The 22,564-nt window shown below is 58.1% G+C and carries 21 protein-coding genes and 2 pseudogenes; 8 read left to right on the forward strand and 15 right to left on the reverse strand.

All coding sequences use genetic code 11. The features are described 5' to 3' along the window. The first annotated feature begins 16 nt into the window (after positions 1-16). The 4 genes from RGCCGE502_RS31070 (at position 17) to RGCCGE502_RS31085 (ending at position 3,241) form a co-directional block, all read left to right on the forward strand. Positions 17-790, forward strand: coding sequence for a transporter substrate-binding domain-containing protein (locus RGCCGE502_RS31070; protein ID WP_016558199.1), 774 nt, complete (start codon positions 17-19; stop codon positions 788-790). A 12-nt stretch (positions 791-802) separates the two neighbouring features. Then, positions 803-1,528, forward strand: coding sequence for an ABC transporter permease (locus tag RGCCGE502_RS31075; protein WP_016558200.1), 726 nt, complete (start codon positions 803-805; stop codon positions 1,526-1,528). Positions 1,529-1,540: 12 nt separating this feature from the next. Beyond that, on the forward strand, positions 1,541-2,230 hold the full coding sequence (locus RGCCGE502_RS31080) for an ABC transporter permease (protein WP_016558201.1): 690 nt from the start codon (positions 1,541-1,543) through the stop codon (positions 2,228-2,230). A 102-nt stretch (positions 2,231-2,332) separates the two neighbouring features. After that, the gene (locus RGCCGE502_RS31085) at positions 2,333-3,241 is read left to right on the forward strand and encodes a homocysteine S-methyltransferase family protein (RefSeq protein WP_016558202.1); all 909 of its coding nucleotides are present in this window, start codon (positions 2,333-2,335) and stop codon (positions 3,239-3,241) included. Here the strand turns inward: RGCCGE502_RS31085 and RGCCGE502_RS31090 are convergent. After that, a complete protein-coding gene (locus RGCCGE502_RS31090; RefSeq protein ID WP_016558203.1) occupies positions 3,233-4,198 on the reverse strand; it encodes a P-loop NTPase family protein in 966 nt (321 codons plus the stop codon). The two genes, RGCCGE502_RS31085 and RGCCGE502_RS31090, sit on opposite strands and share 9 nt — an antisense overlap. A 463-nt stretch (positions 4,199-4,661) precedes the next feature. Here RGCCGE502_RS31090 and RGCCGE502_RS36930 point away from each other — a divergent pair. Next, a pseudogene (locus RGCCGE502_RS36930) lies at positions 4,662-5,849 on the forward strand (IS3 family transposase). A gap of 196 nt (positions 5,850-6,045) precedes the next feature. On the opposite strand, the gene RGCCGE502_RS31105 reads toward RGCCGE502_RS36930, so the two are convergent. Beyond that, entirely contained in the window at positions 6,046-6,369 is a 324-nt protein-coding gene (locus tag RGCCGE502_RS31105) for a hypothetical protein (RefSeq protein ID WP_016558207.1), read from the reverse strand. A gap of 319 nt (positions 6,370-6,688) precedes the next feature. On the opposite strand from RGCCGE502_RS31105, the gene RGCCGE502_RS37615 reads away from it, so the two are divergent. Further along, a complete protein-coding gene (locus RGCCGE502_RS37615) occupies positions 6,689-6,874 on the forward strand; it encodes a hypothetical protein (RefSeq protein ID WP_176705742.1) in 186 nt (61 codons plus the stop codon). Between the two features lie 153 nt (positions 6,875-7,027). Here the strand turns inward: RGCCGE502_RS37615 and RGCCGE502_RS31115 are convergent. The 12 genes and pseudogenes from RGCCGE502_RS31115 to RGCCGE502_RS31175 all read right to left on the reverse strand — a co-directional run bounded on the left by RGCCGE502_RS31115 (position 7,028) and on the right by RGCCGE502_RS31175 (position 20,343). Continuing rightward, positions 7,028-7,513: pseudogene (locus RGCCGE502_RS31115) on the reverse strand (Lrp/AsnC family transcriptional regulator). A gap of 41 nt (positions 7,514-7,554) precedes the next feature. Continuing rightward, positions 7,555-8,745, reverse strand: coding sequence for a cystathionine beta-lyase (locus RGCCGE502_RS31120; RefSeq protein WP_016558210.1), 1,191 nt, complete (start codon positions 8,743-8,745; stop codon positions 7,555-7,557). 31 nt (positions 8,746-8,776) lie between these two features. Next, the gene (locus RGCCGE502_RS31125) at positions 8,777-9,466 is read right to left on the reverse strand and encodes a gamma-glutamylcyclotransferase (RefSeq protein WP_016558211.1); all 690 of its coding nucleotides are present in this window, start codon (positions 9,464-9,466) and stop codon (positions 8,777-8,779) included. A 189-nt stretch (positions 9,467-9,655) separates the two neighbouring features. Then, positions 9,656-10,678 (reverse strand): LLM class flavin-dependent oxidoreductase, encoded by a 1,023-nt coding sequence (locus RGCCGE502_RS31130; RefSeq protein WP_016558212.1) that lies wholly within the window; start codon positions 10,676-10,678, stop codon positions 9,656-9,658. Between the two features lie 7 nt (positions 10,679-10,685). Then, a complete protein-coding gene (locus tag RGCCGE502_RS31135; protein ID WP_051158754.1) occupies positions 10,686-11,567 on the reverse strand; it encodes an ABC transporter substrate-binding protein in 882 nt (293 codons plus the stop codon). 113 nt (positions 11,568-11,680) lie between these two features. Then, positions 11,681-12,622 carry an ABC transporter substrate-binding protein gene (locus RGCCGE502_RS31140; protein WP_016558214.1) on the reverse strand — a complete coding sequence of 314 codons (942 nt, stop codon included), beginning with the start codon at positions 12,620-12,622 and terminating at the stop codon, positions 11,681-11,683. A 76-nt stretch (positions 12,623-12,698) separates the two neighbouring features. Continuing rightward, entirely contained in the window at positions 12,699-14,471 is a 1,773-nt protein-coding gene (locus RGCCGE502_RS38855; RefSeq protein WP_016558215.1) for an amino acid ABC transporter permease/ATP-binding protein, read from the reverse strand. Positions 14,472-14,510: 39 nt separating this feature from the next. Next, positions 14,511-15,032 carry a GNAT family N-acetyltransferase gene (locus tag RGCCGE502_RS31155; protein WP_016558216.1) on the reverse strand — a complete coding sequence of 174 codons (522 nt, stop codon included), beginning with the start codon at positions 15,030-15,032 and terminating at the stop codon, positions 14,511-14,513. A gap of 7 nt (positions 15,033-15,039) precedes the next feature. Next, a complete protein-coding gene (locus RGCCGE502_RS31160; RefSeq protein ID WP_016558217.1) occupies positions 15,040-16,230 on the reverse strand; it encodes a M20 aminoacylase family protein in 1,191 nt (396 codons plus the stop codon). 6 nt (positions 16,231-16,236) lie between these two features. After that, entirely contained in the window at positions 16,237-17,583 is a 1,347-nt protein-coding gene (locus RGCCGE502_RS31165; RefSeq protein ID WP_016558218.1) for an LLM class flavin-dependent oxidoreductase, read from the reverse strand. Positions 17,584-17,593: 10 nt separating this feature from the next. Then, positions 17,594-18,601: an LLM class flavin-dependent oxidoreductase gene (locus RGCCGE502_RS31170; RefSeq protein ID WP_016558219.1), complete on the reverse strand. Its 1,008-nt coding sequence runs from the start codon at positions 18,599-18,601 to the stop codon at positions 17,594-17,596. 812 nt (positions 18,602-19,413) lie between these two features. After that, a complete protein-coding gene (locus RGCCGE502_RS31175; RefSeq protein WP_019280451.1) occupies positions 19,414-20,343 on the reverse strand; it encodes a LysR family transcriptional regulator in 930 nt (309 codons plus the stop codon). 112 nt (positions 20,344-20,455) lie between these two features. Between RGCCGE502_RS31175 and RGCCGE502_RS31180 the strand changes: the two genes are divergently transcribed. After that, complete coding sequence (locus RGCCGE502_RS31180) at positions 20,456-21,208, forward strand: 3-oxoacyl-ACP reductase family protein (RefSeq protein ID WP_016558221.1); 753 nt, start codon at positions 20,456-20,458, stop codon at positions 21,206-21,208. A 26-nt stretch (positions 21,209-21,234) separates the two neighbouring features. Then, positions 21,235-21,834, forward strand: a complete 600-nt coding sequence (locus tag RGCCGE502_RS31185) for an NADPH-dependent F420 reductase (protein ID WP_016558222.1) — start codon at positions 21,235-21,237, stop codon at positions 21,832-21,834. Between the two features lie 35 nt (positions 21,835-21,869). Here the strand turns inward: RGCCGE502_RS31185 and RGCCGE502_RS36935 are convergent, their stop codons facing one another. Beyond that, positions 21,870-22,115: a hypothetical protein gene (locus RGCCGE502_RS36935; RefSeq protein WP_141652446.1), complete on the reverse strand. Its 246-nt coding sequence runs from the start codon at positions 22,113-22,115 to the stop codon at positions 21,870-21,872. Between the last annotated feature and the right edge of the window lie 449 nt (positions 22,116-22,564).

A 22,564-nucleotide genomic window follows, 5' to 3' on the forward strand; every position in this document is an offset into this window, starting at 1 on the left:
CAGGAGAATCCTGCGAATGAAGCTGATCCCTACCCTTTTCGCCGGCGTTGCATTTGTGCTTTCCGCTGTTGCCGCACAGGCCGAAGTTCGCTTCGGCGTCATGAACGAATCCTATCCGCCCTTCTTCGCCAAGGACGCGTCGGGCCAGTGGCAGGGATGGGAAATCGACCTGATGAATGCCGTATGCGAGGAGATGAAGGAGAAATGCTCGATCGTCGACGTTTCGTGGGATGGTCTCATTCCGGCTCTCCAGAGCAAAAAGTTCGACGTTATCTGGTCGTCGATGTCGAACACTGCGGAACGCTCGAAGGTGATCGACTTCACCGACAAATATTACAACACGCCGAGCACCTTGATCGGTCGAAAGGACCAGAAGCCGGGCGCCACTGCCGACGACGTGAAAGGCAAAACCATCGGCATTCAGGTGTCGACGATCCAATCGGAGTACTACAAGAAGTATTTTTCCGTAGCTGCGGAAGAAAAAACCTACCAGACGCTCGACGAGGCGTTTCAGGATCTCGCCTCCGGCCGTATCGACTATGTCTTTGGCGATTCATTGGCGCTTGACGCTTTCCTCAAGAGCGATGGCGGCAAGGATTGCTGCGCCAAGATGGGTGACGTCGCCGACGACAAGGAAATTCTTGGAGCCGGCGTTTCGGGTGGTCTGCGCAAGGAAGACACGGAGCTGAAAGCCAAGCTGAACTCGGCCATCGCAGCAGTCCAGGCCAGTGGCCAGTATGGCGCCATTACCAAGAAGTACTTCGATTTCGACATCTACGGCGCGAAGTAAGCAGTCCTGACAATGGCGACCGCCCAACAAGATATTCTGGAGCTGCTGTCTCCTTATCCTCCGGGATGGGGCGGCGTTCTTCTGGCAGGGGCGGTTTCCACGGTCGCCATCTCGGCTTGCGCCTTCGCGATCGGCCTGCTGCTCGGGACGGGCGGTGCGCTTGGAAAGCTTTCGGGCAATCGCATGCTCCGCCTTCTGCTCGATCTCTATACCACGCTGATCCGCGCCGTTCCGGAGCTGATCCTGATCGTTGGGCTTTATTATGCCGGCACCGATGGCCTCAACCGGCTGCTGGCGGCATTGGAACTGCCGCCGGTCAATGTGAACGGTTTCATCGCGGCCGTCGCGGTGCTGGGCTTCGTTCAGGGTGCTTACATGACGGAGGTGCTTCGCGGCGCGATTCTCGCCATTCCCACCGGTCAGATGGAGGCGGCCAAGGCCTTCGGCATGGGGCCCGCGCTGCGGTTTCGCCGCGTCCTGCTGCCGGCGCTCTTGCCAAACGCGCTGCCGGGGCTTGCCAATCTGTGGATGTCGATCACCAAGGACAGCGCGCTGGTCGCGGTCGTCGGCTACCAGGAGCTGGCGCTCGCCACCCGCCTCGCCGGGGCAAGCACCAAACACTATTTCGTGTTTTTCCTCGCTTCGGCCTTTCTCTACCTCGCCATTACGCTCGTTTCTAACGTCGCCTTCAAGCTGATCGAAGGGCGGGTGCGGCGGGGGCAGCCGCGCCTTGCCTGAAGAAAGCGCCCCATGAGTTTCACCTGGATCTCCTCCTACTGGCTGCTTCTTCTGACCGGCGCCTGGCAGACCGTGTCGCTGCTGGTCATCTCCGTCGCGTTCGGCTTCGTGATCGCCGTCGGTCTCGCCTTCGCGCAGGTCAGCGGCCGCAGGCTGACGCGGCTGCTGGCCCGCGGCTATTGCACCTTCTTCCGCGGCACGCCGCTGCTGATCCAGCTGTGGCTTCTCTATTACGGCGTCGGCTCGCTGCTGCCTATGGTCCCCGGCATCCGCCAGAGCCTCTTCTGGCCGATCCTGCGCGAAGGCTTCTTTTTCGCTACCGTAAGCTTCACGCTGAACTATGCGGCCTATGAGGCGGAAGTTTTGCGCGGTGCTCTACTTGCCGTGCCCAAGGGCGAGCTTGAAGCAGGCCGGGCCTTCGGCCTGTCACCCTGGAAGCTGATCCGCCGTATCTGGCTGCCGCGCGCCATCCGTATCGCCCTGCCGACCATTGCCGGTGAGATCGTCATGCAGCTCAAGGCGACGCCGCTTGCCTTCACGGTCACGGTGATAGATCTCTATGCCGTTGCGAACAAGGTTCGCCAGGACACGCTGCTAGTCTATGAGCCTTTACTTGTCGTCACACTCTTCTATCTCGCCCTGACCGCAGTCATTGCCCGCGTCTTTCGAGGTCTCGAAGCGCAGGTGCCGGTTCGTCGTTAGGCCGATCGGAAAGAGTTGTCGAAGCGAACAAAGCACACCTCACCTTTTGTAACGAAATACCGCCTGCTGGTGACGGCGCGGCGCCCGAATGGAGACCTCTTCATGAGCACTATGCGAATTCTTGACGGCGGCATGAGTCGCGAGCTGATGCGGCTAGGCGCCGAGTTGAAACAGCCGGAATGGTCGGCCCTGGCGCTGATCAATTCGCCGGATATCGTACGTGAGGTTCATAAGGAATTCATCGCCGTCGGCTCGCAGGTCATAACGACGAACAGCTATGCGCTGGTGCCGTTCCATATTGGCGAAGACCGGTTTTGGAAGGAAGGGCCGGCGCTGATCCGTCTTGCAGGCCGCCTGGCGCGCGAGGCGGCCAATTCCATTGCCGATCGCAAGGTGCTGGTCGCGGGTTCACTGCCGCCGATCTTCGGCTCTTACGAGCCGCAAAATTTTCAGCCGTCGCGGGTACAGGACTATCTGCACGTGCTTGTCGAAAACCTCGGCCCCTTCGTCGATGTATGGCTCGGTGAGACACTGAGCCTGATTGACGAGGCAGAGGCTGTCCGTGAGGCGGTGGCGACATCGGGCAAGCCGTTCTGGATTTCCTTCACGGTGGCGGATGACGAGGCAGCCATAGAGGGCGGCGAACCGAGGCTCCGCTCCAGCGAAAGGGTCGAGGACGCGGCATCCTGGGCGGCGTCATCGGGTGCGGAGGCCTTCTTGTTCAATTGCAGCAAGCCCGAGGTCATGCAGGCAGCGGTGGAGACGGCAGCGAGGGTGTTCCGAAAGACAGACGCCCAGATCGAAATCGGCGTATATGCCAATGCTTTTGAAGGAGACCAGGGCGAGACGGCTGCCAATGAGGGGCTGCACGAGACTCGCGATGACCTGAATGACGACGCCTATTCGCGTTTTGCCTGCTCCTGGGCCGAGGCTGGCGCTACGATCATTGGCGGCTGCTGCGGCATCGGTGCTGCCCATATCCACCGCCTCGGCAAGACGCTCCTACGCTAAGTGCCGGGGTAGCGGCGGCTCGCCATGCAGGCGCCGCCGCCACGATTCCGGCGAGACTTCACCACGAAGCGCTGCACGCACCCAGAGGCCCGCAACGGCCGGCAACAGCATGGTGGTCTTGCCGGTCCCAGGTGGACCGTTCACGGCGATCACCTCTCCCGGCGCTGAGGCATCCAGCCAAGCCAGAACCTGCCTTTGCTGTTGAGCCAATGGGAAGTTTGGATTTGAGTGACCAAGTCGCCGGGAAAACTCCTGCTCAATCCGATGGTCTGGGTCCGCGACAGTTAACTCAGGCTGTGCAATCTGCTTTAGCAAAGGCGTGTCGGGTTGCTCGGCCAGAAGCTTGTCATAGAGGTCGAGGATCGCCCGGACTGTCGCATTCGCATCCTCGGCCAATTCCAGAAATCCGGAACCGATCGGCTGATAGTCTGCATCCCCGCGCGGCCAGCCATGCGAAACGGCATCCACCATCTTGCGGCAATGCCCAAGGTAATTTTCCCAGGCGTCGTCACCCGACATATCAGGAAGAGGCGTTTCGGTTAGGAATGCATCCAAGGCATCAACCGACCCGATAGCAAACTCACCAGATAGAAGGGGCGTCAACAGATCCCGAGCAAGCGCATTGCGCAGAGGTGTGATCTGCCCGCCCCGATCAACTGTCGCCTCTGTCACGACAGGCGCAACAATATCCGGCAACCCGCCCGCTCGCGCTGCCCCGTGTGAGGACTTTCGCGCCGTAATTAGAGGCCAGAACCGAATGGCGACCGCCTTGACCGAGGTCTGGCCCCGGAACACTTGATCCAAGACCTCTTCGGGCAACAAGCCGGTTTTCAGCGCCGCCGTGGGGATTTCAACAAATCGTTTGCGATCAGACCGAGTGAATTTTCCTTCACCAAGCGCGCCGTCGGCCAGTGAAGTTCGCCAATAGCGCAAATTGTCCTGCATGCTTGCGGTCATGATATTTGCGCTACTCGGTTTGCCCAGGGTATGATGCACGCATAAAAGATAAAAAGCGCAATGTAGTCCATCTACTGCGCCTCGCGGCGCTCAAGATGCAATAGCCCCAAGATTTCCACCGACGCCCATAAACGACACCGTGGCTATAACCGAATCGCCGCCTCCGCAGGCACGCGTGATTTGTTATTCCGGGACGGGAATCCGACGCATATGGCCGCATTTATCGCCGCATGCCGGGAACTGCCGCCTCACAATTTCAAAGCATTATTCACGGCCTTGGCGACTACCGACGGATCGGTCCAATCTTGAAAAGCCGCGCGTATGTCCCCGGCGACGATCTCCCGCCTGTGGACCAAGGCAGCCAAACCCGGTTGTGGAGAGGCACGAATGCTAGGCCAACTGACCTGCCACTGCGCATTTCCTCCAGAATGGATTAGAGTCCGGCCCATTAAAGGACGGACGCATGAAGAAGCAGCGATTTACGGAAGAGCAGATTATTGCGGTATTGAAGGAGCAGGAGGCTGGCGCGAAGGCGGCCGACCTTTGCCGCAGACATGGAATTTCAGAAGCAACGTTTTACAACTGGAAAGCCAAATACGGCGGCATGGAGGTCTCTGAGGCGAAGCGGCTGAAGGCGCTTGAGGACGAGAACGCCAGGCTGAAGAAGCTGCTCGCCGAACAGATGCTTGATGCGGCCGCACTCCGCGAGCTCCAAAAAAAATGGTAGGGCCCGCCGCCAAGCGTGAAGCCGTCACGCACCTGAAGACCGTCATGGGGCTTTCGGAACGGCGGGCCTGCCAGATCATATCTGCCGATCGCAAGACGATCCGTTACCAGTCGAACCGACCGGTGGAGACCGGGTTGCGAGCAAGGCTGCGCGAGTTGGCTAATGAGCGACGGCGTTTCGGCTACCGTCGACTGTTCGTCCTGCTTCGCCGGGAGGGAGAGCCGTCCGGCGTCAATCGCATCTATCGGCTGTATCGCGAGGAAGGGCTTTCAGTACGCAAGCGGAAGGCCCGACGCCGTGCTGTCGGCACGCGTGCTCCGATCCTGGTCGAAGCGAAGGCAAACGCCCGCTGGTCGCTGGATTTCGTCCACGACCAGTTCGCCTGCGGACGGAGGTTTCGGGTGCTCAACATCGTCGATGATGTGGCGCGTGAATGCCTGGCAGCAATTCCAGACACCTCGATCTCCGGCCGCCGTGTCGCACGGGAGCTGACGATGCTGATCGAACGACGCGGCAAGCCCGGAGTGATTGTCCCCGATAACGGCACCGAACTCGCCTCGAATGCCATCCTTGCCTGGTCGAAGGATCACAAGGTCGAGTGGCATTACATCGCGCCGGGAATGCCCATGACAAAACGGCTATGTCGAGAGCTTCAACGGGCGAATGCGTGACGAACTGCTCAACGAAAGTCTGTTCTTCGGCCTCGATCATGCCCGCAGCGCCATCGCTGAATGGGCTGAAGATTACAACAATTTCCGGCCGCACTCATCGCTCGGATATCAGACCCCGGCCGACTATGCCGGGTCCATCGCCGCAACCGGCTCCAACGCTGCGCAAATTGAAAGCTTCGCGTTTCCGCCGGTTGCTCACACCGCGCCACTTGGCGTATTCAAAACCGCCGGGGCTCTAATAGCCACTGGATGAAAGTTCAGTGGCAGGTCACAACGTGCGCCCATAATGCTATGGCCGGCTAGGCAATATCGGATGGGTTCATGCGATGTGTCGCCAGCCGGCAGGTTGCCTTCCCTCCAAACTGTTTCCCCGACTATCCAAGATTCAGGATTCGAATAGACTGATCTGCAGTCACCCAGCGTCGCTCAGTCGCCGCGTTGACTATCGTTCAATGCGGCAAAAGCGGCGTACGGCGTGCGCCGAGTACGTCGAGCTTCCGCAAAAGAATGGCCGCCTCCAACAGCATCGCTGCAAACGTGGCGTCATCGGCGTTCGCGACGCTTTCCGCCATTGCCTGAAGTGTCTGGCAGAGATGCGCGACCGCCGACTGCTGTGACGGCGCATCCTCCAGCACGACGGTGTATTCGAGAAGCGATTTGACCAACCGCGTGACAAGCATGCGCCGTTGTTTGGAGTCCGTTTCCGCTAGATGAGCGGACGCCTGGATAAGCTCCTCGGCCGTCAGTGTCTCTCGATGGTCGGGAATGTCCATGGTCTCTTACAGCGTAAATGGAACCCGCGCGGTTGGCGCTAGTACCACGGTCCGGGCACCGCGCCCCAGTAATAAAGCTCGTAGGATCGAGCCAAATGCCGCTCGTCTTCATAGGCGTTGATTGAACAATCCCGGTGGTTCAACGACTGGCGAATCTCTTTGGTTTTTGTGGGATGCAACCAAAGCCAGCGTGTAAGTGATCGCAGCATTGCTTTTCCTTTCACTTCGTGGGGAAGCTCATTGGTTTGAACGCGGTCAACGACAACAGGGCGCGTTGGATCAAGCCGGGTCTGGGCTCAAGATTTTCAATGTGACGGCGATGGCGATAATCAGGCCCTCCGCAAATGATGGCGATTTCGTTGCCGATTTCGATTATGCGATTGCGCAGGTCCGCTTCGGTCCCGCCGTCGCAATCGTGCTCATCGAAACAATGTCTGGCTTCGTGCAAGAGAAGCTGGCCTTCGAGTTGGTCTCGAATCTGCGAAAGCCGCGCGCAATGTCTTGAGGCGCTCACTGCCTGTCTCCTTCATCTCGCGAACTTTGCAATATTACTCCATAAAACTTATGGACTATAGGCACGCAAGACTAAAGCACGATCGCGATTCGAAAAGCGTTTCCCCCGCCACGGTAGCGAATAGGCCGCTAGCCTCCTTCCTGGCTAGCCGTCGTTGTTGTGCCGTGAGAGCGGCATGTGTTCGAGTGGCAGTGTGGTCGTATATTTGATGCTCCATGGCAAATGCCGGAATAGCATTGAGAACCTCAATTTTGGCAATCAACCGTCGATGGAAGGCATGCATGCGGGTATATCGGAGACGACCACGCGCATAAGGTAATCGACATCTCCGCTTATTCGATAAACCTCAATGACCTCATTGAATTCTGCCACAGCCTCAGACAAGCGCTTGAGCCGCTCGACCGAATGTGAAGCGGTTTGGATTGAGACGAAGAGGGTCATATTGGCGTTGACCTTCGCCGGGTCGAGGATGACGACCCTTCTCTGGATTACCGCGATCCTCCTCCAGCTTCTGGATCCTTCGCCAGCACGGCGTCGTGCTCAGCCCAACCAACCGTCCGATATCGGATACCGTAAGCGTCACGTCATCTTGCAGGAAATGCGCAGGATTTTACGATCTATTCGGTCCATCGGAAAGCCTATGGTAACTTGTATGGCGCGGGTCGGCAGGCCTATGCTCCCTTTGCCGCTTCAAAGGCCCGCTTTAGGTCGTTGATCAAGTCCTTGACATCCTCAAGTCCAACCTGGAGTCGAATGAGTAGTCCCCCATATGAATTCGCAAGGACCGTGCGATCAGACAGATCAACTTCAAGCGCCAAGCTTTGGAACCCTCCCCAGGAATAACCCAGCCCGAACAGTCTCAGCCCGTCAAGGAAGGCATGAGACTTTCGCCGGGCAGATTTCTCGCCCGCGGTCGATAACACGAACGATAGTACCCCGCTCGCGCCCTTGAAGTCGCGCGCCCAGAGCGAATGGCCAGCAAAGCTTGGTAGCGCCGGATATAGAACTTGTTCGACCTCTGCTTGCGCTTCGAGCCATTCGGCGATTGCGAGTGCGCTTGACTGATGCCGTTCGAGTCTGACGCCCATCGTGCGCAGCCCGCGCAGGACCTGGTAGATATCATCAGGTGCGGCGCAGAAACCAAGAGCCCCATTTGCCTGCTTCAGCCTTTTCCAGGTGCGTTCGTTGGCAGAAATCGAGCCCAGTAGGATGTCTGCATGTCCAGCCGGATATTTGGTGGATGCCTGGATGGAGACATCGACGCCGAAATCGAGTGGCTTGAAGAAAAGTGGGGTTGCCCAGGTGTTGTCCATCGTCACAACCGCCTCGTGCCGGCGCGCAACCGCAACTATTGCCGGCACATCCTGCATCTCGAACGTGTTCGAGCCGGGCGCCTCCAGATGAACGAGCCGAGTGTTCGGACGGAACATTTTCTCGATCTCGGAGCCGATAGCCGGGTTGTAATACTCCACCTGGACACCGAATCGCACCAGCATCGTGTCGCAAAAGTGCCTTACGTTGCCATAGACCGAGTCCACGATTAGCGCATGATCGCCGGGCGATAGGTACGCCAGAAGTGCTACCGTGACCGCTGCCAGCCCGCTCGGAACAAGGACGGTTCCCGTCGCCCCTTCCAACTCGTTGATGGCATCCGTCAACGCATCGCTTGTTGGCGTGCCGCGCGTGGCATAGGTGTACTTCTGATCATGCTTGGCCATCGTCTCGGCATCTGGAAACAGGACCGTTGACGCGTGTACGACCGGGGGATTGATGAACCCGTGATGATCGAAAGGGTCGTAGCCGGCTCGTACCAGCCGTGTGTTTTCTCCAAGCGAAAGAGAGGGGCGTTCGGTTTCGGACATCAAATCTCCAGGCGAATATGTGTCTTGTCAGTCAAGCTAGTTCGGGGATGCCATGAATGCGCTTGATCTCGGCTGCTACCATTTCCTGAAGGCGCCAGAGGTTACGATCCCGGATCCCCTTCATTTCCAGGTGGTGGACGGTAAGGTAAAGATACTCGGCGCATGACCCCATATGTCCGCAAGCGCGCGCAAGTATCTTTGCGACGTTTGAAAGTGATTGGTTGGCAACAACTCGCTCGCCTTTTGGACCTGCCCAGAAAACCAATGCGCGCAGCGGGCCGTCGTCGGTCTCAACGGTTATCCAGCGGATCGTAGACGCGTCTTCCAGCGTTCCGACTTCCCTTCGGATCATTCGGCGGATCTGGCCTATCCGATCACTGTCGGCCAGCCTGTATGCAATTCCGTTACATTGCCCGCCCCGACGCAACGCCATCATCAGACCTGGCTGTTTTTCCGAACCGCGCCAGCGCGTCATTCGAAGGCAGAAAGAGCGATGCCACCCCCTGACGCGTCCCCTGCGCCAGAGAATGGCATCGAAATCAGGTTTCCAGATCAGTGATCCATAGGCAAAGATCCACAGGGGTTCATCTGCAGCTTCATCGTGGAGTCGCTTGGCCAACTCAGACAACTGCTCTTCACTGAGAGGCACTCGTGTCGGATCTGCACCCGGGTCTTCCTCCGTTCGAACGCTTAGCAACACCAGTTCCTGCGTCAGCGTCATTGGACCACCTGGTGATGTATGTCTGCTCTGATTTGGCATGTCGCTACCCATCCGGAATCTCTGCGACACTATTGTCTATAAAAATTATGCACTACAGAAATGAGGATCTTTCCGAAGGCAAGCGAAGGAAAAAAATCTCCGGGAAAAGACCGACAGGCCACCGCAATCAAGAGGGCAATCGCTAGAGGCTTACTTGGTCTTTGATTTATCGACAAAGCCAAGGCGTGGAGCGATGTTCCTCGAAAAGTCGGTGAGTATCTGGCGGTATTGTTGGGGTTCGAACTCGTAGGGCAGTTCGAGCCTCAGTTCGTTAACATGCGGCAGCACCGGATCTGCGTAGAGCTGCTCCAGGATTTCTGCCGATGTCCCTGCGAGATCCTTTGCGAACAGTGTCCTCTTCTCACCGGTGGGTCGAAGCGTGCGAACGTCGCGTTCTGCCGCGTAGGCGCTGTACCGTCGCCTCGTCGCCTCGTCGGCCCCATCGAACGGGACGATGACGCGTCCAAGTGCAATGCGCCGGCCGCCGTTGCCCGCCCGCCTATATGTCTCGATCAGCCGAACTTGGGCGGTGAAGAAATCATCAGTGTCTTCTCCACTTATGACGTTTCCGGTCAGAAGATTGAGGCCCTGCTCGCCCGCCCAGGCAGCCGATCGCTGCGATCCTCCTCCATACCATACGCGCTCGTGAAGCCCCTTCGCGAAAGGTTGCAGACGCGGCCTCTGGGGACCAAAGGGCGTGGCGATCCGCCTGTCATCAGCTCCCAGGAATTCCCCTTGAAGATTTGCCACGAAACGGCGAACTCTTTCGTGCGAAAAATCGTGCTTTTCCCACTCGCCGTCGAACACCAGGGCGCCCATGAGATCGGCATGCAGCGGACGCCCGGCACTCAAGCCGACATTCAGTCGACCCTTCGAAAGCACGTCAACGGTCGAAAGATCCTCGGCAAGCCGAAACGGGCTCTCGTAACCGATTGGAATGACCGCCGTTCCAAGTTGGATCCTCCTGGTGCGTTGGGTTGCGGCGCCCAGAAAGGCGGCCGCTGAGGAAATACCAGGCTCGAGATGGCGCTGGCGAACCCATCCGCTATCAAAGCCAAGCGCCTCGGCGAACTCGAAAAGCTTCAACGTTTCGTCCAATCCGTCGAACGGATTGTCGTGCGCGTAGTTCCCCGGGGACAGGAACCCTATATGGGTTATTGCAAGCGAGCCCATCTGCAACCTAAAACTTCGGTAGGCCTGGAGGATTCGTCTCTGAAGCAGGCAGCGCCTCCTCCGACAAACGCCAGCGCGCGAGGATTTTTGCGTAGGCGCCGTCCCTGATCAGTTCGTTGGTTGCAAGGCTCAGGGCATCGGCCAAACCACTTCCCTTGCGGGTAGTGATTGCAACATCGGAACGGTCGGGCCAACCGGCACTTAGCGTCCCTACCCTCCTGATGTTCTTGTCCCGCTCGGCAATAAAAACGAGTTGGGCGTGCGGCTGAACGATAACATCGGCCCGTCCGGACTGAAGCGCCACCAAGCTTGCTGCGTCGTCGTCATAGTATTGCAGTTCAATCGGCTTCAGACCGGCAGAAACATCCTGATCGCTCCACTTCAAGAGGATCCGTTCCTGGTTGGTCCCTGCACCCACGATGATCCGCAATCCGGCGGCGTCCTTGGGCTCGACAATGGATTTGACCTGGCTATCCGATTTGACGAAAAACCCGTGAAGGCCCTTACGGTAGGTTGAAAAGTCAAACTTTTCCTTTCGTTGCTCTGTCACGCCAACATTCGAGATGACGGCATCATACTTGCCGGAGGTCAGCCCGAGTGGCCAGTCGGCCCAGGCAACCGGCACCAGTTCCAGCTTCAGGCCGAGCGTCTCTGCGATGGCCGATGCATATTCGGGATCTGCACCGACCACTGTTTTGGCATCGGTTGCGTAGGTTGCCAGTGGCGGCCCACCGGGGCTGACGGCAACGGTGAAGGTACCTGGCGTCACAAACCTGAAGCCATCAGGGATGGCCTTTGCGGCAGGCCCGCTCCGTTCCACGTGAACGCGGTTGGGTTGTTCGGGAGAGAGGTCAAAGCCATCTGCCTTGACCGCAGGTGCCGACACCATGACCGCTGTTACGGCGGCAAGTGCCAGTTTCTGACTATGTTTGATGCTCAACGAAAATACTCCGCGACCGAATTGGATTGCGGCCCCGCATGGTCGCGGGGCCGAGGGAACAATTAGGATCCGCTCTTCGGAAGGCCTGCCGGATTGGTGGCCGACTGCTCGACAGCCTCTGCTTCGAGGTTCCAACGCTTGAGAACCTCGCCGTACTTCCCGTCCTTGATCAGATCGTTGATGGCGATGGTGACGGCGTCGGCGAGGCCTGCGCCCTTCCTGGTGGTTACCGCAATCTCCGCCGTCAGAGGCCATCCGCCGCTGACGGTGCCGACGAGCTTGGTCCCGCCCTTGATAGCTGAACTGTAGGAAAGGGTCGCATTCGGATTGAACTCGACATCTGCACGTCCGGGTTGCAGCGCAAGGTCTGCAGCCGCCCGGTCGTCATAGTACTGCACTTCGATCGGCTTCAAACCGGCCGCTACGTTCTGGCGATCCCACTCGAGGATGATTTTTTCCTGATTGGTGCCTGCTCCGGTTATGACCTTCAGTCCGGCTACGTCCTTGGGCTCCTTGATCGAGCCAATCTTGCTGTCGGACTTCACGTAGAAGCCGAGGACGTCTCGGCGATACGTGGAGAAATCGAACTTCTCCTTGCGCGCTTCCGTGACGGTGACATTCGAAAGGACCGCATCGTACTTTCCAGACGACACGCCAAGCGGCCAGTCCTCCCACGCAACAGGCACCAGTTCCAACTGAAGACCGAGGGCATCCGCAATCAGTTGGGCAAGGTCCGGATCGGCTCCAACCACCGTCTTTGCGTCAGTGGCATAGGTCGCGATCGGAGGATCCCACGGATTGTTTGCAACCGTGAACTTGCCTGGGGTGACGAACTTGAAATCGGGTGAGATTGCTTTGATTGCGGCCTCGTCTTTCGACGCCCGGACCCTGTTCGAGATATCGGGGCTCAGGCTGAATTTTTCTGCTGCCGAAGCGCTACCAAGCAGCAAACCGGCGACGATCGTAGCGGCAACCACCGTGCCAAAAACACTAAGACGGGACATTTTCTCTCTCCTATTCAATCTGTGATTGTGGACATTTCCGCAGGCAGCCGCTGCGGCCCGGCATTGCCCTTCGCCGTCAGAGTACCTTGGCGAGGAATTCCTTTGTTCGCGAATGCTTCGGCTGGGAGAAGACCTGGTCTGGCGATCCTACCTCGAGCACGCGACCACCTTCCATGAAGACAACAGTATCGGAGACCTCCCGTGCGAACCCAACCTCATGGGTTACGACGACCAGGGTCGTGCCCGTGCGCGCCAGTTCCTTAATGACGTCCAACACCTCGCCAACAAGCTCCGGATCGAGCGCAGAGGTTGGCTCGTCAAACAGGATGACCTTGGGGCGAAGGGCGAGTGCGCGAGCAATTGCCACGCGCTGCTGCTGGCCTCCTGAAAGTTGGCGTGGATAGGCATGAAGCTTGTCCTGAAGTCCCACTCTGACCAGCAATTCGGTAGCCTCAACTGCCGCCTCTTGCCTGTCAGCGCCCCGAACCTGGATCGGTGCTTCGATAAGGTTTTCAAGCACTGTGAGATGGGGAAAGAGATTGAAGTTCTGAAACACCATGCCGATGTCGGCGCGCCGCTTGAGGACGTCCTTCTCTTTCAGTTCGTAGAGCGTATCACCATGCTTTGAATAACCCACGAATTCGCCGTCTACCGAAATGAAGCCGCTGTCGACTCTTTCCAAGTGGTTGATTGATCGCAACAGTGTGGATTTTCCCGAACCCGACGGCCCAAGGATTGCAGTGACACTGCCTGCGGCAAGTGTCAGATCGACGTTGTCGAGCACCTTGTGAGATCCAAAGCTCTTCGACACACCATGAATGCGGACGCTGCCGCCTTCCCGGAGCCGCGCGACATCTTTGAACCCAACCGATACCGCAGCCTTGGCAACCGGAACATTTGTCGCTTTGCTTGCCCTAAGGCGGTTGAAATAGGCCTGTAGCGGAAGGAGCTTCGGATTGCGCAAGGCACCTTTCGAGAAATAACGCTCGATGTAGTGCTGAGCGATCGACAGCACAGTCATGATCACAAGGTACCAGGCCGTCGCCACCATCAGCAGGGGAATGACTTCCAGATTGCGACGGTAGATAACCTGAACCGTATAGAAGAGCTCGGGGAGCGCCAGGACGTAGACCATCGAGGTGCTCTTGGCCAGACCAATGATCTCATTGAAGCCCGTCGGCAAAATGGAACGCATGGCCTGCGGCAGCACGATGCGGAATGCCTGGCGCCTGCTGGGCAGTCCAAGTGCGGCCGCTGCTTCCAACTGACCCTGGTCGACAGCGAGAATGCCACCGCGAACGATCTCTGCGAAGAATGCCGACTGGTTTAATGTCAGGCCGATGAACGCGGCCGCAAAGGGGGTGAGAAGCTGCGTGGTCGGATAACTGAAAACCGTTTTGCCTGCGAACGGCACCGTCAGCGAGATGGTTTCATAAAGATAACCCAGATTGTTGAGCACCAGCAAAAGGACAATCAGTGGAATTGACCGCAGGAGCCAGATGTAGCCAAAGGAGAGACCTCCCAGCAGCGGCGACCGCGACACCCTTGCGAGAGCCAATCCCGTCCCCAGGATCGATCCGGACACAGTCGCCAATGCGGTCAAAAGCAATGTTCTGGAAAGACCTGCAAGAACGGGTTCGGAAAAGAACCACTCCGCGAATACGCTCCATCCCCAGCGCTCATTGGTCAGGACGGAATAGAGCACCCCTGCAATGACAAGAGCGGCGAAGATCGTTCCGAGCGTCCGACCGGGATGACGGGCAGGCACAATCCTGAAATTGGCGTATTCGTTAGCCGGCCCGGCTCGTCCTCGTTCATCGCTGTCGCGGAAGTCGATCGTTGCTGCCATGGTGGTTTCCCCTTAGCTTTTGGGACGAAGACTGGCCCATTAGGCCGCGTTTTCACGCGACGGCCGATCGGCGATACCGAGAAGGCCGATGTCTTTTTCGAACGGCAACGTCTTGTAGATTTCCGGATCGACGTTTGTATCAAAAAGCGCTGTGTAGCCGTTGTTCAGGTAGAGTCCCACGGCTTCCGGCTGCCGAAATCCGGTCGTAAGATAGACGCGTGAATAGCCTTGACGCGCCGCCTGAATTTCAAGCTCGACCAGGATCTTTCGCGCAAGGCCCTGCCGTCGAAGGTCGGAACGCGTCCAGATCCGTTTGAATTCGGCCGTCCGTTCATCGTATTGCATGAACGCACCGCCGCCGATCGTTTCGCCGTTGCGTATCAACAGAACGAAGTTGCCGACGGGCGGTGCAAATGCTTCAGCGGGATACCGGTTGAGTTCCGCCGCGCCCTCTTGACTGAAGTAAGTTCCGTACCGGCTATCGTACTCGTGGATCAGATCGTCGATGAGTGGTTTGGAGCGCTTATCGAGGGGCGTCGTATAGAGGAACGTATCGCTCATATCGTGTTCACCTGGTTTCGCTTAGGTATGTCTCGACCAACCGAACCCAGTAGCGGGCAGCCGGTGCAATTATTTCGTCGTTGAAGTCGTAGTTCGCGCTGTGCAGTGGGGCACTGTCGCCATTGCCGACAAAGAGGTAGCTGCCAGGACGCTCCTGCAGCATGAATGCGAAGTCCTCGCTGGCAGTTCTTGGCCGGAACGTCTCGGCGACGCGCTTCTGCCCGAACGTCGAAAGTGCAACCTCGCGAGCAAATTCGGTTTCTGCGGCATGATTGATGAGTGCTGGAAAGCCGAGGCGGTAATCGACAACGGCGCGAGCGCCGAAGCTTTCGGCTTGCGCACGTGCAATTGCTGGAATTCGCTCCTTGAGCTGCTGACGGACCCCTTCAGAAAAGGCTCGCATCGTGAGCTTCATTTCGACGCTTTCCGGAATGACGTTCGAGGCCGAGCCTGCATGGATCGAACCAACGGTCGCCACCGCCATTTCCTGCGGATCGACATTGCGCGACACCACGCTTTGAAGCGCGGTGATAAACGACGCAGAAGCGAGGACCGGATCGACGCCTCGATGGGGCTCCGCGCCGTGGCCGCCTCTACCAACAATGTTTATGAGAGCAAGATCGACTGACGCCATTGCCGGGCCCGAAACAAACCCAAAGCTTCCGGTCGGTTCGGACGGCCAGTTGTGCAGACCGAACACCGCATCCACGGGAAACCGTTCAAAGAGGCCATCAGCAATCATCTTGCGCGCGCCCGCGCCGATTTCCTCGGCTGGCTGAAAGATCAGGCGAAGGGTACCGTTGAATTCGCCTGCCTCTGCCAGATACCGGGCTGCAGCAAGGAGGATCGCCGTGTGACCGTCGTGACCACATGCGTGCATTACGCCGGGGTTGCGACTGGCATGCGGAAGTCCTGTCTGCTCTTCGATCGGAAGCGCATCCATGTCGGCCCTGACGCCAATCCTGCTGCCGCCCTGCCCTCTCTTGAGCGTTGCCACCACACCCGTGCCGGCTATGCCGGTGGCGACATCGTATCCCCATGCGGCGAGCTTGGACGCGACGAGCTTGCTCGTTCGGTGCTCCTGAAATGCGAGTTCGGGATTTTGGTGGAGGTCGCGCCTGAGTTGAACGAATTCATCCAGGAAGGCGCCGATTCCTCCTTCCACTCGCTCAGCGCTTGTGAGGTCCAGAGTGTCCATCGGATATCAGGTACCAACGGTCTTGGAGGCAGCATTCTGCCCTGTCGATGGCGCATAGCGGCTGGCGTGGAAAGGCAGCCCGAGGTGGTCGCGAAGGGTTTCGCCCTTCAGATAGTCATCGAAGTAGCCCCTGCGGCGAAGGACAGGAAGTACATGTTCGATGAAATCGTCCAGACCTTCGGCGATGACGGGAAACCCGAGGATAAAACCATCGGCAGCATCGCCATCGATCCACCGGATGATCTCGTCCGCGATGTGTTCCGGCGTCCCGATAAAGGCAGTTCGGGGTGTTGCCACGTCGAGCGCGATCTCTCGCAGCGTGAGGTTCTTTTCTCGCGCTGTCTTCTTAATCCGATCCGTGGTCGCGCGAAAACTGTTGCGACCAACGTCGCCGATGTCAGGGAACTGCTGGTCGAGCGGGTATTGGCTGAAGTCGTGGTGATCGAAAAAGCGACCGAGATAGAGGAGTGCCTCTTCAATCGTTACCAGGTTCCGTATTGCTTGATACTTTTCCTCGGCTTCGCCAGTTGTTTTGCCGACGATCGGTCCGATTCCTGGGAAAATGCGCACCTCGTCCGATGAACGGCCCTGGGCGATCGCGCTCTGCTTCACTCGTTTATAGAAGATCTGCGCATCATCGAAGGGTCCACCGTTCGTAAACACTGCATCTGCGTGCTTACCGGCCAGCCGTATCCCGGAATCCGACGAACCCGCCTGGAACACGACAGGTTGCCCCTGCTTTGACCGGCCGATGTTTAGCGGCCCCTCGACGCGGAAGAAGCGACCGCGATGATCCAGCCGATGCATTTTCTCCTTGTCGACGTAGACGCCTTTTTCGCGGTCACGAACAAAGGCGTCATCATCCCAGGAGTCCCAAAGCCCCTTGGTGATGTCGATATGCTCTTCTGCAATTTCGTAACGCAGTTCGTGTTCCGGATGCTCGCGGCTGTAGTTGCGCCCGGAGCCTTCCAGCGGGGAGGTCACTGCGTTCCACCCTGCCCGTCCGCCTGAAATCAGGTCGAGCGTTGCAAACTGCCTCGCGACGGTGAAAGGATCGCTGTACGAGGTGGAAACGGTGCCGACGAGCCCGATTTTGGACGTGGAAGCCGCCAGCGCCGAAAGGATCGAAATCGGTTCGAAACGATTGAGAAAATGCGGGATCGACTGTTCGTTGATGTAGAGCCCATCTGCGACAAACGCAAAGGCGATACCACCGTCCTCTGCCTTCTTTGCGGTCTTCACGAAAAAATCGAAGTTCGTGCTAGCATCTGCCGGACCGCTTGGATGCTTCCAGGCGTTCATGTGACCTCCCGGTCCCTGCAACATGACCCCGAAAGTAACGTTTTTCGACATGTCTTTCTCCTTATGCAGCCTTGATCAGGAGGCCAGCCTCGGCTGCCGTCGTTCCGATCAGCTCGATCGAGGTCAATCTTTCCTCTGGCGATAGCGCGGGGGTCTCGAGGATGAACTCTTCAACGCCGTAGAGGCGGTGAAACTTCTCGAGTTCGTGATGGATGGTCGCAGGGGTTCCATGAAGAACACTGGGTATTTTCTCTTCCGTGCGGTAATCGGAAACGCCTGCCTGGCGCGCGAATTCCGCGGCCTGCTCCTCACTTCCGACACTTACGGTCTGGCCGCCCGGAAGGAAAACCTTCACGATACGAAGATCCCCGATCCGCTCCCTCGCCTGCTCTTCAGATCCGGCGGCAAAAGCGTTGAGCGCCAGGATTGGGGTGCCGCCACCCGTGGCGCGCTGGTACGCATCGAAAGAATGCCGAAGGTTGTCGGGATCGCCATTCAAGTGACCGGCAAAGACAAACTTCCATCCCTTTTCGGCCGCAAGGATTGCGCTGTCAGGCGATGCGCCCAAAAGAAAGCGTTCCGGCGCAAATGGAGGCCGGGGCAAAGCGTGCGGGCGATCGCGATCGCCGTCGGCGTCGAGGTAAGTCCTCAGATCCTCAAGCTGCTCCGCGAAGCTCGGCTTGCGGCCAGCATCGAATCGCGCCTGCAGAGCTCTTGTGCTTGATGGAAAGCCGCCGGGAGCCTTACCGACACCAAGATCAATGCGACCCGGCGCCAAAGACGACAACACGTTGAAGGTTTCTGCGACCTTGTAAGCACTGTAATGCTGTAGCATGATCCCGCCCGAGCCAATTCGGATCCGGTTGGTTTTCGCTGCAAGGAACGCGATCAGCGCTTCCGGCGCGGAACTCGCCAGGTTCGGCATGTCGTGATGCTCAGCGACCCAATATCGCTTGAAGCCAAGCTCCTCTGCTCGCCTCGCTAGGCTGAGCGTATTTTGAAATGCATCCGCGCCGGACTTCCCATGGGGAATGGGGCTTTTGTCGAGGAGGCTCAGTGAAAAGCTCATTTTTGGATCGCCTGTCGTTATGCATTTAATCTATCTATTTTATAGACTATCATAAAGAACAAGGTGCTCATTTTGGGCGAACGGTGAAAAAGCCATCCCGTGCGACCCATACAGGACATTAACGATTTGCCTAATTAGGTATCCCCTTTGGCAGATGCGGGTCTGAGAAATACTGGTTCGTGTGAGCGTCGCCAAAGAGACGGAATGGCTCCCTCAAGGGCGCTCGTGTTCCGAGCTGAAAGAAGGCTCTCTCGGGCCTAACGGTCGTTTCGGGCCCAGCTGGCGGGCGAGTAGGAGCCGGAGAGCTGTGCGCAGTTGCGATGAAGCTGTTCGTGACGCTGGATTCGACACGTGGCTCTGACCTTGACCGGCTATTCTCCCGGGTCCGTTTTTCGTCGTTCGGTTGATCTGCAGGCTGGTTCGGCGTGCCGGCAAAACAATGCGACAGTTTCCCGTCGCGGCGGACACTGTCTATCCAGCGATCTTTGCAAGCGCCGGAATCGCGCGATACGGTGATGCGGTATGATCTCGACGCCGGTGCCTCACATACTGATATGTCGATGCATCGGCTCGCTTGGGATCCCGTCGCGATGGCGAGAATTCTCTGTATCGCCCTTATTCTTGCAGGGTGATCGGCGTGAAATTCGCGGCATTGGGTAGAAAAGTCCACCAAAGTTGTCCTACGCCACGGAATTAAAAGAGCAATTCCAGAGATTCCCTAACTTGCGAAGTGGTGCAGACGTCGTCCGCGTTTAATTGCAGCCCTCGCTTACAGCCGGACCTCGTGCGAAGAGCGCAGCCGACAGTGGAGATTATCCCAGTGTTCCTGCGAACCGCTCTGGCCACCTCTCACGTTGAAAAGCCTCGCTGATGAAATCAACAAACAGGCGAGTTTTTTCTGGTAGGAAGGTCCGGTTCGCGTAGTAGATCGAAATCGGCCCGGCGTCTGCGTACCATGCAGGTATCAGCCGGACCAGTTCGCCTTTCTCGAGGTAAGGTAGTGCGTCAGGTTTGGCGATCATGGCGACGCCAAGCCCGAGAACCGCTGCGGACCGCATTGCGGATGGATCGTTGACAACAATCCTTTCTTTTAACGTTGCGGGCTGCTCTTCACCTGCAACGTCTCGCATCTGCCATTGTCGAATTCGACCTGTCCGCATCGAACGCATGACGATGCCGTCCAACTCGACGAGGCCAGACGGGTCATGAGGAGAAATACGACCCTCCAAATAGGAAGGCGAGGCAACCGCGATGATGTGGGCCGAGGCTAACGTCTTCGCGATGATGCCCGGTGTCAGTTCGAAGCCACCACCGATTGCCGCATCGTACCCCTCGGCGATCAGATCCACCTGACGGTTTTCAAACATCCATTCAGGCCTGATCAGCGGGTATCGACGCATGAATTCTGGCAATGTCGGAAGAATGTATTCAACCCCAAACGTAGGACTCATGCTGAGTCTCAGCACGCCTGTCGGCTCGCTCTGGCCATTGGATGCCTCGGCGATCGCTCCTTGAAGGCTCTCCACGTGATCACGAACAGAATGAAGGAAGCGCTCGCCAGCCTCAGTAAGCGTCAAACTTCGCGTGCTGCGCTGGAAGAGCCTGAGCTTCAGGTTGGATTCGAGCATCGCGACGTTCCTGCTGACCGCTGCTGGGGTCAACCCCAGCCTTCGGGCCGCTGAAGAGAAGCTTCCAAGCTCGGCACTGCGGACGAAGGATTCCAGATTAGCCAGTGTTTCCATGACGCATCTTTCAATGATTGCTTGAAATTGATAACAGCCAATACTGTCTAATAATAGGGGAATAGGAGGGCGATATTCACTCCAATCGAAACCAAGCAATGGAGTGACCACAATGACCAACATCTCTCTGAAACTCTCCGGCAAGACCGCTCTCGTCACAGGCGGTTCGCGCTCGATCGGTGCCGCCATCGCAAAGCGCCTCGCGGCAGATGGAGCCGCAATCGCCATCACGTACAGCGCCTCGCCTGAAAAAGCAGCCTCAGTCGTAGAGGAAATCAAAAACGCAGGCGGACGTGCCATCGCCGTCCATGCCGACTCCGGAAATCCTGAATCGGTTCGGGCCGCCGTGGCCAAGACTGAGGAAACCTTCGGCTCCCTGGATATCCTCGTCAACAATGCAGGCATAGCACTCGGTGGTCCGATCGAGGACATCAAGTTCGAAGACTACGAGCGGATGATCGCAGTCAACGTGACCGGTGTGTTCGTCGGCACGCAGGAGGCTGCACGCCGCATGAAGTCGGGCGGTCGCATCATCCATATCGGCTCGTCGATGGTCCGCTATGCAGCGTTTCCGACGGCCTCTCTCTACACGCTGACGAAGGGAGCGGTCGCCGGCTTCAACCGCAGCCTTGTTCGCGACCTCGGCCCCAAGGGGATCACCGTGAACACCGTGCACCCCGGCCCGACCGACACTGATATGAATCCCGATGGGGGTCCTGTCTCGAAGATCGTCGGCCCCGGCATGGCGATCGGCCGCTACGGCAAGGACTACGAGGTCGCCAGTGTCGTGGCTTATCTCGCCAGCCCCGAGGCCGCCTTCGTGACAGGTGCTGACATCGTCGCCGATGGCGGCTTCACCGCCTGATCATCAATCCAACCTGGAGACCACCAATGTCTATTGGCATCATTGGAGCCGGCGAGATCGGCTCCGCATTCGCCCGCGCGCTTGCCCGGAACGAGATCGCCGCGACGATCTCCAACAGCCGCGGTCCAGACACGCTTCGGGACTTCGCGCAGGAACTTACGCCACACATCACGGCAGGCACGATCGAAGAAGCGGCCAAGGCCGATCTCGTGCTGGTCGCCGTACCCTGGTCGAAGTTGCCGAAGGCATTGGTGGGGCTTCCCGAATGGGCCGGTCGCATCGTGATCGACGCCAACAACCCGATCGAGCGTCCGCTTTTCCGGCCGGCCGAACTCAATGGCCGACTGTCGACGGAAGTCTTCACAAGTCTGGTGTCAGGTGCCCGTGTCGTGAAGGCGTTCAACCATCTCCCTCCGCATCTGCTTTCTGGTGATCCACGCGCCGAAGGTGGCAGCCGAGTCCTCTTCTATTCGGGAGACGAAGTGCGGTCGAAGGCCGAAGTGGGCGCACTGATCGCCAAGCTGGGCTTCGCGGGGATCGATCTGGGTCCGGTCTCGATCGGTGGAAAGCTGGTGCAGTTTCCCGGCGGTCCGCTCCCCGCACTCAACCTTGTGAAGTTTGGATGACGAACCTCGGCCGGAAGCTCACTGCAAGGCCGTGTTCAATGTCGCTCCGGCACGGTGTTCCATGCACGCAAGCTGAGCTTCAAGAAGATGCTCATCGCCATCTGGTTTTCGGCGAACTCGGTGAAAGGCAAGGCGGCGCTCCAACTCTCGCGCGAGATCGGCGTCCAATACAAGACCGCCTGGGTCCTCCTGATGAAGCTGCGCGAGGCCATCGCATGGCGCAGGGAGGAGATGGTGCTCGATGGCGAGGCAAGATTGACGGCAAGTACGCTGGCGGCCACATCCGTCCTGAAAACAAGACCGAGGATCGCATCGTCGCAATCTGCTGCAACCTCTCGACCAACGCGACCCGCTTACGCTTCAACTCGTACGCTACACTCATTCGAGGCTCCGTTCTCACCGGAACCAGGGTAGTCGGGATCCCATTTCAGGTTTGATGGCTTTTGCTACCCAATGCTGGAAATTCGCAGGTTGATCACCAGGCCAGGTTTGCAGTACCTCCGCGCGACGACAGAGTTATATCCCCGGCTGGCGTCGCGGCAGCGACCCGTGCGCGATTTCCCTTGTGCATCGGTCATAATCAAAAGTGCCTCAAGCAGACAGTGGTTTTTTCGGCGCCGCCTGGCGGCACATTTTGAGAGAAGTGTGGTTGGAACCGGCTAAGCTGACTACGCTAGGCTGAGACCGACCCGATTCACTGAGCCGGGGGACTTGAAGGCGGTCGCACCTT

The sequence above is a fragment of the Rhizobium grahamii CCGE 502 genome (assembly GCF_000298315.2).
GTDB classification, from domain to species: Bacteria; Pseudomonadota; Alphaproteobacteria; order Rhizobiales; family Rhizobiaceae; genus Rhizobium; species Rhizobium grahamii.

What these genes read in the sequence shown, in the direction of transcription:
- RGCCGE502_RS31070 (WP_016558199.1), top strand. Translation starts at nt 17, where the DNA reads ATGAAGCTGATCCCTACCCTTTTCGCCGGCGTTGCATTTGTGCTTTCC.
- RGCCGE502_RS31075 (WP_016558200.1), top strand. Translation starts at nt 803, where the DNA reads ATGGCGACCGCCCAACAAGATATTCTGGAGCTGCTGTCTCCTTATCCT.
- RGCCGE502_RS31080 (WP_016558201.1), top strand. Translation starts at nt 1,541, where the DNA reads ATGAGTTTCACCTGGATCTCCTCCTACTGGCTGCTTCTTCTGACCGGC.
- RGCCGE502_RS31085 (WP_016558202.1), top strand. Translation starts at nt 2,333, where the DNA reads ATGAGCACTATGCGAATTCTTGACGGCGGCATGAGTCGCGAGCTGATG.
- RGCCGE502_RS31090 (WP_016558203.1), bottom strand. Translation starts at nt 4,198, where the DNA reads ATGACCGCAAGCATGCAGGACAATTTGCGCTATTGGCGAACTTCACTG.
- RGCCGE502_RS31105 (WP_016558207.1), bottom strand. Translation starts at nt 6,369, where the DNA reads ATGGACATTCCCGACCATCGAGAGACACTGACGGCCGAGGAGCTTATC.
- RGCCGE502_RS37615 (WP_176705742.1), top strand. Translation starts at nt 6,689, where the DNA reads ATGGCGATAATCAGGCCCTCCGCAAATGATGGCGATTTCGTTGCCGAT.
- RGCCGE502_RS31120 (WP_016558210.1), bottom strand. Translation starts at nt 8,745, where the DNA reads ATGTCCGAAACCGAACGCCCCTCTCTTTCGCTTGGAGAAAACACACGG.
- RGCCGE502_RS31125 (WP_016558211.1), bottom strand. Translation starts at nt 9,466, where the DNA reads ATGACGCTGACGCAGGAACTGGTGTTGCTAAGCGTTCGAACGGAGGAA.
- RGCCGE502_RS31130 (WP_016558212.1), bottom strand. Translation starts at nt 10,678, where the DNA reads ATGGGCTCGCTTGCAATAACCCATATAGGGTTCCTGTCCCCGGGGAAC.
- RGCCGE502_RS31135 (WP_051158754.1), bottom strand. Translation starts at nt 11,567, where the DNA reads ATGGTGTCGGCACCTGCGGTCAAGGCAGATGGCTTTGACCTCTCTCCC.
- RGCCGE502_RS31140 (WP_016558214.1), bottom strand. Translation starts at nt 12,622, where the DNA reads ATGTCCCGTCTTAGTGTTTTTGGCACGGTGGTTGCCGCTACGATCGTC.
- RGCCGE502_RS38855 (WP_016558215.1), bottom strand. Translation starts at nt 14,471, where the DNA reads ATGGCAGCAACGATCGACTTCCGCGACAGCGATGAACGAGGACGAGCC.
- RGCCGE502_RS31155 (WP_016558216.1), bottom strand. Translation starts at nt 15,032, where the DNA reads ATGAGCGATACGTTCCTCTATACGACGCCCCTCGATAAGCGCTCCAAA.
- RGCCGE502_RS31160 (WP_016558217.1), bottom strand. Translation starts at nt 16,230, where the DNA reads ATGGACACTCTGGACCTCACAAGCGCTGAGCGAGTGGAAGGAGGAATC.
- RGCCGE502_RS31165 (WP_016558218.1), bottom strand. Translation starts at nt 17,583, where the DNA reads ATGTCGAAAAACGTTACTTTCGGGGTCATGTTGCAGGGACCGGGAGGT.
- RGCCGE502_RS31170 (WP_016558219.1), bottom strand. Translation starts at nt 18,601, where the DNA reads ATGAGCTTTTCACTGAGCCTCCTCGACAAAAGCCCCATTCCCCATGGG.
- RGCCGE502_RS31175 (WP_019280451.1), bottom strand. Translation starts at nt 20,343, where the DNA reads ATGGAAACACTGGCTAATCTGGAATCCTTCGTCCGCAGTGCCGAGCTT.
- RGCCGE502_RS31180 (WP_016558221.1), top strand. Translation starts at nt 20,456, where the DNA reads ATGACCAACATCTCTCTGAAACTCTCCGGCAAGACCGCTCTCGTCACA.
- RGCCGE502_RS31185 (WP_016558222.1), top strand. Translation starts at nt 21,235, where the DNA reads ATGTCTATTGGCATCATTGGAGCCGGCGAGATCGGCTCCGCATTCGCC.